The organism is Hymenobacter negativus, from assembly GCF_017571495.1.
GTDB classification, from domain to species: Bacteria; Bacteroidota; Bacteroidia; order Cytophagales; family Hymenobacteraceae; genus Hymenobacter; species Hymenobacter negativus.
Genome location: NZ_JAGETZ010000002.1, coordinates 69,354 through 82,742 on the forward strand (window position 1 = coordinate 69,354; position 13,389 = coordinate 82,742).

At 52.7% G+C, this 13,389-nt stretch carries 10 protein-coding genes; 3 read left to right on the forward strand and 7 right to left on the reverse strand.

The genetic code is table 11. The annotated features are described in order from the left end of the window. From J4E00_RS04540 to J4E00_RS04565, 6 genes are all read right to left on the reverse strand, one after another. Positions 1-1,008, reverse strand: coding sequence for an SDR family oxidoreductase (locus tag J4E00_RS04540; RefSeq protein WP_208173849.1), 1,008 nt, complete (start codon positions 1,006-1,008; stop codon positions 1-3). Positions 1,009-1,103: 95 nt separating this feature from the next. Next, complete coding sequence (gene rfbB, locus J4E00_RS04545) at positions 1,104-2,159, reverse strand: dTDP-glucose 4,6-dehydratase (RefSeq protein WP_208173850.1); 1,056 nt, start codon at positions 2,157-2,159, stop codon at positions 1,104-1,106. Positions 2,160-2,254: 95 nt separating this feature from the next. Further along, on the reverse strand, positions 2,255-3,274 hold the full coding sequence (gene galE, locus J4E00_RS04550) for a UDP-glucose 4-epimerase GalE (protein WP_208173851.1): 1,020 nt from the start codon (positions 3,272-3,274) through the stop codon (positions 2,255-2,257). A gap of 75 nt (positions 3,275-3,349) precedes the next feature. Further along, positions 3,350-4,645, reverse strand: coding sequence for a nucleotide sugar dehydrogenase (locus J4E00_RS04555; protein ID WP_208173852.1), 1,296 nt, complete (start codon positions 4,643-4,645; stop codon positions 3,350-3,352). A 16-nt stretch (positions 4,646-4,661) separates the two neighbouring features. Beyond that, on the reverse strand, positions 4,662-5,291 hold the full coding sequence (locus J4E00_RS04560) for an acyltransferase (RefSeq protein ID WP_208173853.1): 630 nt from the start codon (positions 5,289-5,291) through the stop codon (positions 4,662-4,664). A gap of 169 nt (positions 5,292-5,460) precedes the next feature. Continuing rightward, entirely contained in the window at positions 5,461-6,945 is a 1,485-nt protein-coding gene (locus J4E00_RS04565; protein WP_236049480.1) for an aldehyde dehydrogenase, read from the reverse strand. A 359-nt stretch (positions 6,946-7,304) separates the two neighbouring features. On the opposite strand from J4E00_RS04565, the gene J4E00_RS04570 reads away from it, so the two are divergent. Together J4E00_RS04570 and J4E00_RS04575 are read left to right on the forward strand one after the other, a co-directional pair. Then, complete coding sequence (locus J4E00_RS04570) at positions 7,305-7,877, forward strand: carbohydrate binding domain-containing protein (protein WP_208173854.1); 573 nt, start codon at positions 7,305-7,307, stop codon at positions 7,875-7,877. A gap of 176 nt (positions 7,878-8,053) precedes the next feature. Continuing rightward, the gene (locus J4E00_RS04575) at positions 8,054-9,421 is read left to right on the forward strand and encodes a hypothetical protein (RefSeq protein ID WP_208173855.1); all 1,368 of its coding nucleotides are present in this window, start codon (positions 8,054-8,056) and stop codon (positions 9,419-9,421) included. 54 nt (positions 9,422-9,475) lie between these two features. On the opposite strand, the gene J4E00_RS04580 is transcribed toward J4E00_RS04575, so the two are convergent. Beyond that, positions 9,476-10,729: a hypothetical protein gene (locus J4E00_RS04580; RefSeq protein ID WP_208173856.1), complete on the reverse strand. Its 1,254-nt coding sequence runs from the start codon at positions 10,727-10,729 to the stop codon at positions 9,476-9,478. Positions 10,730-11,485: 756 nt separating this feature from the next. On the opposite strand from J4E00_RS04580, the gene J4E00_RS04585 reads away from it, so the two are divergent. Beyond that, entirely contained in the window at positions 11,486-13,339 is a 1,854-nt protein-coding gene (locus J4E00_RS04585; protein ID WP_208173857.1) for a hypothetical protein, read from the forward strand. Positions 13,340-13,389 lie beyond the last annotated feature (50 nt).

The window sequence follows — 13,389 nt, forward strand, 5'->3', positions numbered from 1 at the left end:
TTAGTTACGCTCCTGAATAAACGACTGATTTGCTTTAAACCACTCCAGCGTCTGGCGCAGGCCTTCGCGAATACGCACCTGGGGCTGATAGCCCAGCAAACGGTTAGCCTTGGAAATGTCGGCCAGCGAGTCACGAATATCACCGGCGCGGTCTGGGCCGAATTTCGGCGCCAGATTCGAGCCGGCTTCCTCCCGCAGAATGTCGTACATCTGCACCAGAGAGGTGCGGTCGCCCACGGCGATGTTGTAGACCTGGCCCAGCGCCTCAGGATTTGTCACCAAGGCAGCACGGATGTTGGCTTCGACGCAGTTCTCTACAAAGGTGAAGTCACGAGTCTGGCCGCCGTCGCCGTTCAGCGTAGGCGGCTCGTTGCGCAGAATGGCGTCAATAAACAACGGAATTACCGCTGCGTATGCCCCGCCCGGGTCCTGGCGCGGGCCGAAGATGTTGAAGTAGCGCAGGCCCACGATTTCCATGCCGTAGGTACGGGCAAATACGTCGGCGTACAGCTCATTCGCATACTTGGTCACGGCATAGGGCGAGAGCGGCTTGCCAATACGGTCCTCCACTTTGGGCAGGCCGGGGTGGTCGCCGTAGGTCGAGCTGGAAGCGGCGTACACGAAGCGCTTTACGCCCGCATTCTTGGCCGCCGTCAGCATCTGCACGAAGCCACCCACGTTCACGTCATTGGTCAGCACCGGGTCCTTAATGGAGCGAGGAACCGAGCCGAGCGCCGCTTCGTGCAGCACCACGTCCACGCCCTCGCAGGCGGCGGCACAGGTAGCAGCGTCGCGGATGTCACCATCAAGGATTTCCAGCCGGCTATCTCCCGCAAACAGCGCCAGGTTTTTGCGGAAGCCGTTGGAATAGTTATCCAAGGTCCGCACTTTCTTCACGCCGTATTTCAGCAAATACTCCACGATGTTGGAGCCAATAAAGCCCGCGCCGCCAGTAACAAGAAAAGTCAGATTGTCGAGCGGCTGCTCGTGGAAGGGGTTTTCGTACATGAGGTCAGTTAACAGTTATCAGTAAGCAGTTAACAGTTGGTCAAAGGGCCGTCAAACATCTGTTCACTGCTCACTGATAACTGTTAACTAAGATATTAGCGGCCCGCGTACTGCTTTTGGTTGTAGTCCTGGTAAGCGCCGCTCGTTACGCTGTTCAGCCATTCTTCGTTGGCGAGGTACCAGTCTACGGTTTGGGCGAGGCCTTGCTCGAAAGTCACAGAAGGCTTCCAGCCCAGCTCGTTCATGATTTTCGAGGAGTCGATGGCATAGCGCATGTCGTGGCCGGCGCGGTCGGTCACAAACTTGATGAGCTTGCGCGAGGTGCCCACCTCCTGGCCGGTTTTCTCATCCACCACGTCGCAGAGCAGCTCGATGAGCTTAAGGTTCTGCCACTCGTTTACGCCGCCAATGTTGTAGGTATCGCCCTCTTTGCCCTTATGGAACACCGCGTCGATAGCCGTGGCGTGGTCTTTTACAAAGAGCCAGTCGCGCACGTTTTCACCTTTGCCGTACACGGGGACCGGCTGGCCGGTACGCAGGCGGTGGATGGCCAGCGGAATCAGCTTCTCGGGGAAATGGTTCGGGCCATAGTTGTTCGAGCAGTTGCTCAGCTTGATGGGCAGACCGTAGGTGTGGTGCCAGGCACGCACAAAGTGGTCGGAGCTGGCTTTAGAAGCCGAGTAGGGCGAGCGGGGGTCGTAAGCCGTTTCCTCGGTGAACATCTCGGGGCCGAAGTCCAGCGAGCCGTACACTTCGTCAGTACTTACGTGGTAGAACACGTGGCCCTCATAGCCGCCTGGCTGCCACAGGCTGCGGGCTGCATTCAGCAAATTCACTGTGCCAATGACGTTGGTTTTCACAAACGCCATTGGGTCGGTAATGCTACGGTCCACGTGTGACTCGGCTGCAAGGTGAATCACCGCATCAGGCTGTTCATGGGCAAAAAGCTGGTCGATGAAGTTCTGGTCAGCAATGTCACCTTTGATGAACTTGTAGTTCGACGCATTCTCAACATCGCGCAGGTTTTCCAGGTTGCCAGCATACGTCAGCGCGTCGAGATTGAGAATCTGATAGTCGGGATACTTCGTAACGAACAGCCGAACTACGTGGGAGCCAATGAAGCCGGCGCCGCCGGTGATGAGGATTTTCATTTTGCAGATGTGTAAATGTATCTGGTGTGGAGATGTGGAAATGAGGGTAAAAGCTGATTATCCAGCAAATCCCCATTCTTTCTCTTTTCTCGCATTTATTTAAGTGTTTGCTGCCATTTCCAAGCGCTGGCCAGGGAGTCAGCCAAGGACGTTTCGGTTTTGAAACCCAGCACCTGCTCAGCCTTCGTAGCATCGGCATAGATGGCGGGTACGTCGCCAGGGCGACGCGGACCGATGCTGTAGTTCAGCTTCTGGCTGGTGGCTTGCTCGAAAGTTTGCACTACTTCAAGCACCGAATTACCGTTGCCCGTACCCACGTTGAAAGTTTCCACCACGTCGCTGGCCTTGCGGTCGAGCAGGCGTTGCACGGCCACAATGTGTGCTTTGGCCAAATCCACCACGTGGATGTAGTCGCGGATGTTGGTGCCATCGGGCGTGTCATAGTCGCCGCCGTTAATGGTCAACTTCTCGCGGATGCCCGCTGCCGTTTGGGTGATGAAGGGCACTAGGTTATTCGGCACGCCTAAGGGCAGCTCGCCGATTTTGGCCGACTCATGCGCGCCAATTGGGTTGAAGTAGCGCAGCAGAATGGTGTGCAGCTTGTTGGTGGGCGCGGCCGATACATCGTTCACAATGTCCTCGCACATCTGCTTGGTGCGGCCGTAGGGCGACGAAGCCGGCTTGGTGGGCGTGGCCTCGGTCACGGGCAGCGCATCGGGAATGCCATACACAGTGCACGACGATGAAAACACCAGGCTTTCAACGTTGAACTCGTTCATTACGGCTAGGAGCGTCAACAGCGAGCCCACGTTGTTTTGGAAGTAAGCCAGCGGCTTCTGCACCGATTCGCCCACGGCTTTGTAAGCCGCAAAATGAATGACACCCGCAATATCCGGCTCGGCCTGAAACACACCGCGCAACGCCGTCGCATCGGCGCAATCGATGCGGTGCGTTGGCACCTTATGGCCCAGGATAGCCTCAATGCCAGCCAGCGCTGACTCTTCCGAATTGCTGAAATTATCGACAATTATCGGCTGGTAGCCAGCTTGGGACAGTTCAACTACAGTATGCGACCCGATGTAGCCGGCACCGCCAGTGACGAGAATCTTGTTCATATTTTAAGCTACTAGCTATTAGTCCTTAGCTAATAGCGCGTTAGGTTATATTCAATGAATAGCTAACCGCTGAGCCTACAGGCTCCAGTATTGCAGGTCCTTCATTTTGCCGCGGTACAAGCCTTTGATGTCGACCAACACAGCATTATCGGAGGTGATGGACTGGAAGTAGGCTTCATCCTTTTCGGCGTAGGGAGTGTGGCTCACGGCCACAATTACGGCGTCGTAATCGGTGCGCACGTCGTCGTTGTGGGTCAGACGGAAGCCGTACTCGTGGTGCAGCTCGTTGGAATCGGCATGCGGGTCGATGATGTCGACATTCACCGAGAAGTTCTTCAGTTCCTGAATCACGTCGGCCACTTTCGAGTTGCGGATATCTTCCACATTTTCCTTGAAGGTGGCACCCATCACCAGCACGCGGCTTCTGGCCACGTCCTTGCCTTTCTTAATCATCATCTGCACCGTTTTGCGGGCGATGTAGGCACCCATATTATCGTTGGTGGTGCGTCCGCTTAAAATAACCTTGGCATCGTAGCCCAGCTCCTTAGCTTTATAAGTCAGATAGTAAGGGTCCACGCCAATGCAGTGGCCGCCTACCAGACCCGGCGAGAACTTCAGGAAGTTCCACTTCGTGCCGGCAGCTTCGAGCACTTCGTAGGTGTTGATGCTCATGCGGTCGAAAATCATCGACAGCTCGTTCATCAGGGCGATGTTGACGTCGCGCTGGGTATTTTCGATAATTTTGGCGGCTTCGGCTACGCGGATGCTGCTGGCGCGGTGTACGCCAGCCTTCACTACCAGTTCGTAGACTTTGGCAATGACATCGAGGCTTTCATCGTCGCAGCCAGCCACCACTTTTACAATGCTCGTGAGGGTATGCTCCTTATCGCCGGGGTTGATGCGCTCGGGCGAGTAGCCTACCTTGAAATCAACTGGGAATTTCAGGCCCGACAGGCGTTCCATCACGGGGATGCAGTCTTCTTCGGTGCAGCCAGGGTACACAGTGCTTTCAAACACCACATAATCACCTTTTTTCAGCACCTTGCCCACCGAGCCGGAAGCGCCAAGTAGCGGCTTGAGGTCGGGTTGGGCGTGCTCATCAATGGGTGTAGGCACGGCTACGATGTAGAACTGCGCCTGGCGCAACACCTCCAGCGAGTCGGTGAAAGTGATGTCACAGCCTTCGAAGGCGTCTTTTTCCAGCTCACCACTTGGGTCGATGCCCTGCTTCATCTGCGCCACACGGCCGGCGTTGATGTCGAAGCCGATGACCTTAAGCTGCTTCGCAAATTCGAGGGCGATGGGCAGGCCCACGTAGCCGAGGCCGATAACGGCCAGCGTGGCCTCTTTGCGCAATAATTGTTCGTACATTCTAGGAGATTATGAGTTATGAATTATGAGTCGTCGTCATAACGTTCTCATTCATAACGGTCACTGATTTTTTATCGTCACTCAATCGGTATTGCTCGCCGCTTTCGGGGCAGGTAGCGCGGCCTTTTTTATCAAAGCTGAGGCGATGGCCGTAGGCACTCATCCACCCTTGTGGCCGGGCGGGGGTACCAAATACAAGAGCATAGGCCGGCACATTGTGCGTTACTACGCTGCCCGCGCCGACAAAAGCATAACGGCCCAGCCGCGTGCCGCACACAATGGTGGCGTTGGCACCGACGGTCACACCCTGCTCCAGATAGGTGGTTTGGTATTGGCCGAGGCCTTTCCGGGGCACGGCACTGCGGGGGTTCTTCACATTGGTAAACACCACCGACGGGCCAAGGAAGACGTCGTCCTCACAGACCACACCACCATAGAGGCTCACGTTGTTCTGCACCTTCACGTTGCGGCCCAGCGTCACACCGTCGGCCACGAATACGTTCTGGCCCAAGTTGCAGTCGTCACCAATTTCGGCCCCGGCACATACGTGGCTGAAGTGCCAGATGCGGCTACCCCGGCCTATCTGGCAGCCCTCGTCGAGGACGGCCGTGGGATGGGCATAGAAATCGGGGGTAGCGTGGGGCATATAGGACACAGAGATGTTTCGGCCCGCAAAGGTAAGGAGAAGGGCGGTGTTGGCTTCGCACTTTTGCGTAATTCGCTTATTGTGCTTGCATTATGGCCCAACTAGCTCTTATAGCAAACCACCGTTAAGCATAAATCCCATTAATCCGCTGCATATACCGCATCTGCGGTCAAAGCTTCACGCACACATTCTGTGCTTCAGTAAAGAACCGTAACGCCTCTAGCCCACCCTCGCGGCCAACACCAGAATTCTTCATGCCGCCAAAAGGCGTGCGCAGGTCGCGGTGCAGCCAGGTATTTACCCAAACGATGCCGCTGTGTAGCTGGTGGGCCACACGGTGTGCCCGCTGCAAGTCGCGCGTCCAGATAGTGGCAGAGAGGCCATAGTCGGTGCTGTTGGCCATCATTAGCGCCTCCTCATCGGTATCGAAGGGCGTGAGCGTAACGACGGGACCGAAAATTTCCTCCTGATTGGTGCGGCAGTCGAAGGGCAGGTTTTCGAATACTGTGGGTTCGAGGAAATAGCCGTTTTCGCAACGGCCCGGCACGGTAGCCCGATGGCCGCCGGCGAGCAGAACGCCGCCTTCTTCGTGCGCCAGCTTTATATAGCCCAGCACCTTATTCAAATGGCCTTCGCTAACTAACGCGCCCTGCTTAGTATCCGGTTCGAGCGGGTCACCAATTTTCTGAGCTTCCAGCTGCTTCAAAAACTCGGTTTTGAAATCCTCATATAAGGGTCGCTCGATGAAGATGCGGGAACCGCACAGGCAAATCTGGCCTTGGTTGGCGAAGCTGCTGCGGATGCTGGTCGCCACGGCGGTGGCTAGGTCACAGTCGGCGAAAACGAGGTTGGGGTTTTTGCCACCCAGTTCCAGGCTGAGCTTCTTGAACATCGGCGCGGCGGTGCGGGCCAGGTGCCGCCCCGTGGCCGTGCCACCTGTGAAGCTAATGGCCTTAATGCCCGGGTGCTCCACAATGGCCTGCCCACAGCTTGGGCCGTTGCCATGAATGATGTTGAGCACCCCCGCTGGCAGGCCAGCCTCAATGCACAACTCGCTCAGCAAAAAAGCGGTGGCCGGCGTGATTTCCGAGGGCTTAGCCACCACGCAGCATCCCACGGCTAGGGCCGGTGCAATCTTCCAGGTAAAGAGGTAGAGCGGCAGGTTCCAGGGTGAGATGCAGCCCACCACTCCTACCGGATGGCGCACGGTGTAGTTCACGGCCACGCCTTCCTGCACGTGGGCCTCGGTGGCGAAGTGGCCCGCGACGGTGCCGAAAAAGTGAAAGTTGCTGGCCGCGCGGGGAATATCCATTACGCGGGCCAGGCTTAAGGGCTTGCCATTGTCCTGGCTTTCGGCAAGGGCCAGGCGCTCTAGGTTAGCGTCAATCAGGTCGGCGATTTTGACGAGCAGACGGCCCCGGTCCTCGGCGGGCAGGGCACGCCAGGCGGGCAAGGCGGCTTCGGCGGCCATCACCGCAGCAGCCACATCATCAGGGCCAGAATCGGGAATCTGGCCGTATACCTGGCCGGTAGCAGGCTCAACATTGTCGAGGTAGCAGCCGGTAAGGGGCGGCACAAGCTGGCCGTTGAGGTAGTTCTGGATTACGAGCATAATGAGGCGGCTGAAGGCCGAACCAAAAGTAGCGGCTAGCATGAAAAAATACTTCTTAAACGGGTGCCGGGCCACCAGCCTCAGCCGCTACGGCTTTGATATCCCATGCCAACTCACTCTGCATGGTGCCATATGATTCACTTGCCTATAAAATCACTGACCTTGTAAATCAGCTTATTTCGACATCGCATTTACTATCAACCAACTAAAAAAATGGAATCAAGGCGACCAACGTACATCCTTGTCAATACCCCATTCTAAAGTCGGGTATATAATTCTTAATACTAGGCAGCGCTAAACTAGAGGTAATAGCTGCCAACCTTGAAAAGGTTGACGAATTATGCCCTAATTTTGACTGTTCAAAAACCAATCTTCACTTTTTATTCAACTCTGCATTCTTGATGTTACTTTCTATTTTTGCGTCGGTAAAGCGTTCGTGCTTTCGTGTAGTAGCTGGCAGCGCCCTGCTACTGGGAGTTGCCTCCTGTTCATCGGATTCTAAAGAAGGCGCAGCTCCTGCCAATCTGGTATCAAAAAATGATTTTGAAGCGTGTGAAGGTTGGGGGGTGACTTCTACATCCCTAACAAGCGCAAAGGCTCATTCCGGCCGCTATTCAATTAAGGTAGACCCAGGTATTGAGTATAGTATTGGCTATGCAAATACCCTGGGAAAGATGTCCAGCACCAAAATCAAAAAGCTACATGTAAGTGGCTGGGCTATGCTGAGCAGCCCCAAAGTTAAAGCTGTACTCGTGCTACAGATAACAGACCCGGCGAAAGGAGGAGCTCAAATATATTGGCAGGCACTAAATATTCGGGCTGAAGTAAAAACTATTAACCACTGGACGCAAATCGAAAAGGATTTTGACTTACCGGATACCATTAGTTCTAATCAGGAGCTGAAGCTATACATGTGGCGGACAGGTCCGGATGACACCACTTATCTTGATGATGTTGAGATTACCAAAGGGTAAGGCACTTTCTTATTTATTAGACAGCCCGCAGACGTGATAACAAGTTAACTTGTTTTGCATGTCTGCGGGCTGTTTAATGTTCAGCTTCAATACAATCTATTGAAAAAAAATGCCTCTGCTTTCTGAATGCGGCTATCTACCTAAATAAAAAGTTTTCTGTTCAGTATCTGCCCAGTATGTCAATCTCAAACAGCCGCTCTACCCCGCACATCCTTCCATGGGCCGTGTTGACGCTTGCTATTCTAGAAGCGGCACAGTTTACCTACTTCCGTAATCAGCTAGGTGACTATATCAGTCCCATTGTATTGTATTTCACGGCAGTGGCCCTTTGCCTAGTTACTGCTTGGTCAGTGCGTCACAAGCCACTGCCAACACTTTTGCCAGTGGCGGTGCGTGGTGGCTCTTGGTGGCCGGGTGCTTTGGCACTAACTGTCGGCTTGGCACTATGTTTACCGCTGCTCAAATCACGCATCGAAGGAACGCTTGCGCAGGATTATTCCGATATTATTCCGGCTCTCACGGTATACTGCCAACGGTTTCTAAACGGTGAAGTTGTACACCGCCCCTTAACAGAAGATTTGGGCTACTTTCTGGAGCCAGGATACTTGCCTGCTACATGGTTCCCATTTGTAGTATCCGAATACTTTCGGTTTGATTATCGCTGGATGAGCACCTTTATCATGCTTCTAGGAATAGTAAGCTATCTGATAACTGTAGTACGCTTGCGTCGCGGACCGTTGCTCACCTTTGGGCTGGGCATGCTGCCATTCGTTTTCACGTATTATGTGCTACGTCCCACCGATGACGCAGTCCTTCGCGCTAACGCAGATATTTTCTCTCTAACGGTTGAGCCACTTATTATAGGCTATTATCTGCTGCTGGTAGCTGGGGTCTTGCTGCCTTCACGCCCGCTTTTTATCATTGCCCTAGTGCTATGCCTGCTATCTCGATATTCGCTGGTATTCTGGGTTCCGCTCTATGTGGGGTTAGTTTACGTGAACGAATCCCGGCAGTGGGCTTGGACGATAGTAGGCTTAGCAGCAGCTGGCGTACTCGCCTTTTATGTGGTGCCGGTACTTTCGCACGACTGGGGTCTCTTTATGCGAGTCCAGAAGGTTTATACTGAAACCACTCTGGGCGAATGGAGGAATTCAGGAGAAGACGGTCGGCCTTACCATTTGTATAACGGCATTGGGTTAACCAATTTGTTCTATCACTTCGGCTCCGGTGACCTGCTAACCCGGCTCAAACTTGCTAAAGCTGTTCATTTGCTGTCAGTTGTGGCAATAGTCATCGGCGCAGCCTTGGTTTATTGGCGTCAGCGCCTACCCCGTATCAACTACCGACTCTACGCCGTAATCGTACTGAAGCTTTACCTCACTACTTTCTACGCCTTGCTTCAGGTACCTTATACCTATCTGGCGATAGTAGGTTTCTTCATTTCCTTATACCTAGTGGTAATAGCGGTGGGGCCGGCAGTAATGGAATCGGCTGAAGCTACTCCACTACAAAGCGCTTTTGTGAAAGATGCGGAGGTGTCATAGCGAGGTAGCCGCCACTGCATACCGCGTGAAAGTATAGGTACTGGATAGCAGGCCCTATATATAATGGCCAATGATGCCAATATTGTCCATATAATGCAGGCCGCTAATCACGCTCAATACGATGGCTGTGAGCAACACTATTTGCTTTGCCCAATCGGCTTTTGTGTTGGGCCGCCAGCACAACACATCTAGGGTGACCAGCCAATAGAGCAGATGGTTGGTGGCAATCACTTGCCAAGTGAAATTTCCATGCGACGCCCTTATCCCCGATTCATATACGAGCATAAACTGAGCAAAGGCTACCACGGTGCTAATGAGTGCACACTGATGCGTTAGCTGGCGCAATAGCTGGGGCCGCAACGCATATACCACCAAGGGCAAAGCAAAAGAGGTGATGCCTAATTTGAAGCTCTCCAAGGAACTCAGTTGGGGCATAAAAATCTTCCACCCAGCTGGAAAACCAAACACAAAGTGCGATTTATCATCAACACTCACTTCCGGATGCAGAGCAATCCACTTTGCTTGTCCCACAATAAGCAGTAACACGGGGAGTATAGCCAGTGCAAAACCCAGCAGCAAACGACCAATGGCCGGGCGACGAATATTCAACAGCCATAACAGCCCGTAAGTGGGCACAAATGCAAAAGCATAGCTAGGCTTGCACAGCGCCCCACACACTAGCACTAGCCCCAGCAGCGCATCGAAAACAAAGCTCCCTCGGCCACCGGCCCGCAACTGACGGATACCCAGTCCGAATGCTGCTACCGAAAACGGCAATGCGGCCAGCCATGTTGAATTGTGGTATACGTTGGGCGGCAGCAATCCCAAGTAATTATAGGATGATTCGATAATCATATTGACCGGTGCCGGGTACAAAAAGCACCCAGCAACGGCTGCTAACACTCCGCCAAGAGCTGGCCAGAATCTGACGAACTGCGTCTGTGAAACTACTTGTATACGGATGTGACTTCCGACCCAGCAAGCTAAGTAAGCGGAAACTCCCCAGCATGCACCAAGCACAATGGTTGCGGTGTTCATCAATTCATCCTTAGTGCATTGCACTCCGGACACTACCCACGTAAGCCAATAAAATCCGGGATTAGCAGGCCAGACACAACCTTCATTGCACACTTTAACAATATAACCAACATGCTCGCTTACATCTGAATTAGCAGCCATCTCAAGTAGCAGCCATTCATAATAATGCGTCATTCCAATGCTGACCAACAGGCCAACGCCAAGCCATAAGAGATGTTGACGAACCCAACTAGAGTTTAGTAATGACTTATAAAGGATATTTTCTCGCATAAGAAAGCAGCAATAATTAACAGGTCGATTTTATAGATTGGAGCAAGTGCGCTTTGTTCTATTGAAATGTTAAGTAAAAGATATCCGCAATCTATAAAGCATAGCAATGCAGAATTAGTCTGCGGATAATTGGCAAACCACAAAAGTAGTAGCGTACGATGCACAAATCGTGTTTCCTGGAATGTTCCGGCCGAATCAAAACATCCGAGGCTATAGTTCGCCAAGCCAGAGGTGCACTCACGCCCTATAAGATTGCATCAATGCTGAAATCGCTACTTTGGCTGTAGTTTTGGAAGATAATTACCATATGCTAGGAATATATGGCTGGTCGTTTGGGCTCATACTAGAATAGCTTTATAGGACTATTGATAGTTTTACTGGCTGACGGTTCCCCAAACCTGATATGTGATGGATAATTATATAAATCCTCAGTTCAAGTCTGAGCATTGCGACTCAGCAAGCAAGATGGTACCCTACTGGTAATCCAAATAAAATCGCTCAGAACCCATGACAGGGTTAGGAAACTATCTTGGCAGGCTCTGGCGGTTGTCACTAGCGACGCTGCTCATCCAGCTGGTCCCCCCTATGCTAAAGAGACGCGACTGCATGAGGTTGGGGCTTAATAAAAAGGTGGCAACAATAATGAATAGCATGTAGAACATTCGCTCAAATCATCTATCTACCTTATAACGCCTTTATTTTACGGCTTTACTTCCTTCCCGTAGCAAAATTCTGCCGCGACGCTCATCATTGTTTATGAAGTCTCGTTTTCCATACCCGTATTCGCTACTTGCTATACTCATTTTATTCCTGCTGATGGTGCAGGCCCGGCTATGGGCCCCTTACTGGGATACGCATAGTATGCAGGGCATCCTCACTTGGGATGCCATGGGATATTATATCTACCTGCCAGCGCGGTTCATCTATCACGACCTCGGGCATATGGCATTTTCGGCCGACATCATGCGCGAGTACAACCCCAGCAGTTCGTTCTATCAGGCATTTCAGGTACCTGGTGCACCTGACGGACAGCTTGTGGCAAAATATACTTGTGGCTTGGCCTTTCTATGGACTCCTTTTTTTTTCATAGGGCACTGGGCCGCTGAGTGGCTAGGCTACCCGCAAGACGGCTTCTCGGCACCTTATCAGATAGCTATTGCTTTTGGAGGGCTGCTGTTTGCACTGTTGGGCTTGGGCATCATACGCCGCCTATTACTGCATTACTTCTCTGATATTGTTACCACACTGGTACTCGTGTTGCTGGTATTGGGGTCCAACTACTTTCAATATGCAGTATTCGATGCGGCGATGGCGCACAATTACCTGTTTACGGGATATGCGCTGCTATTGTGGCTCACCTTGCAGTGGCATGAGCAGCCCACTCGGCTTCGCGCTTTTCTTATTGGCCTTACGCTGGGAGTTCTAGTTCTAATAAGGCCTTCTGAGGCCGTGGCGGCAGTTATTCCACTACTATGGGGTATTGGGTCGGTGGCTGATGGAAGGGCTAAACTGTTAATGTTGCGCGCCCGTTGGGTCGATGTGGGGCTACTTGTGATAGGCGGCGTATTGGGCGTGCTACCACAGCCGCTATACTGGCATTGGGCTACCGGCCATTATATCTTCTACAGCTATGGTGACCAGCACTTCAGCTTTTTCAAGCCGCACCTGTGGGAGGTACTTTTCAGCTTCCGAAAGGGCTGGCTACTTTACTCGCCGATGCTGCTGCTGCCGCTGGCGGGGCTGGTGGTGCTGTGGCGTACTCACCGCAGCGTGGCCGTGCCCGCACTGGCATTTTTTGTACTCAATTTGTGGGTAGTATCGGCTTGGGATATCTGGTGGTACGGCGGCAGTATTGGGCAACGGGCGCTGGTGCAGAGCTACGCAGTACTTACACTGCCTTGGGGGGCGGCCATGGCTTGGCTATTGCAACCAGCACGCCGACCAAGCCTGCGCGCCATAGCGGTAGTGGTTGCGGTCCTACTTGTCGACTTGAATCTATTTCAGCATTGGCAGTTCATGCAATCTATCATCAACCCAGATGAGATGAACCGGCGCTATTATTTTGCCATCTTTAACAAGACAAAACCCTCGCAGGCCGACTACGCCATGCTGGACGTAAAAACACACCTGCCACAGGCCGAGCACAATTACCAGCCTCGCTCGTTGGCCAAGCTAGACTTTGAAAATCTGCCGCTCGATGAGGGCAAGGGGATATCAGCTGAACACGGATACAACAGCCGGCAATCATTCCATGGCGATGCCGCGCATCCATATAGCCCAGAGCTAAATATCAGACTTGGTGAGGCAAACTTGGTTCCAGGCAGTTATGTACGCGCTTCCTGCCGAGTATTTTCTGACTACGGTGCTTGGGGCAATCGTTTGGTTATGACGGTAGAGCGCGATGGCAAATCTATTGTCTGGGATGCTGTCCGGCTACAAAACAACCTTAGCGTGGCGCATGGCTGGAGCTTGGTGCATTTTGACGCACCGCTGCCACCCAATGCATTGCCCAACGACCGACTTCGGATTTACGTGCTGAGTGATAATGCTTCGAGTTGCTACATTGATGATTTACAAGCTGAATTTATGGCACCGAAAGCTGACTGGTAGGTCTTACTTTCCGATATTACTTTCAGCGTTACATCGCAATCTTTACTTAG

What these genes read in the sequence shown, in the direction of transcription:
- J4E00_RS04540 (WP_208173849.1), bottom strand. Translation starts at nt 1,008, where the DNA reads ATGTACGAAAACCCCTTCCACGAGCAGCCGCTCGACAATCTGACTTTT.
- rfbB (WP_208173850.1), bottom strand. Translation starts at nt 2,159, where the DNA reads ATGAAAATCCTCATCACCGGCGGCGCCGGCTTCATTGGCTCCCACGTA.
- galE (WP_208173851.1), bottom strand. Translation starts at nt 3,274, where the DNA reads ATGAACAAGATTCTCGTCACTGGCGGTGCCGGCTACATCGGGTCGCAT.
- J4E00_RS04555 (WP_208173852.1), bottom strand. Translation starts at nt 4,645, where the DNA reads ATGTACGAACAATTATTGCGCAAAGAGGCCACGCTGGCCGTTATCGGC.
- J4E00_RS04560 (WP_208173853.1), bottom strand. Translation starts at nt 5,291, where the DNA reads ATGCCCCACGCTACCCCCGATTTCTATGCCCATCCCACGGCCGTCCTC.
- J4E00_RS04565 (WP_236049480.1), bottom strand. Translation starts at nt 6,945, where the DNA reads ATGCTAGCCGCTACTTTTGGTTCGGCCTTCAGCCGCCTCATTATGCTC.
- J4E00_RS04570 (WP_208173854.1), top strand. Translation starts at nt 7,305, where the DNA reads ATGTTACTTTCTATTTTTGCGTCGGTAAAGCGTTCGTGCTTTCGTGTA.
- J4E00_RS04575 (WP_208173855.1), top strand. Translation starts at nt 8,054, where the DNA reads ATGTCAATCTCAAACAGCCGCTCTACCCCGCACATCCTTCCATGGGCC.
- J4E00_RS04580 (WP_208173856.1), bottom strand. Translation starts at nt 10,729, where the DNA reads ATGCGAGAAAATATCCTTTATAAGTCATTACTAAACTCTAGTTGGGTT.
- J4E00_RS04585 (WP_208173857.1), top strand. Translation starts at nt 11,486, where the DNA reads ATGAAGTCTCGTTTTCCATACCCGTATTCGCTACTTGCTATACTCATT.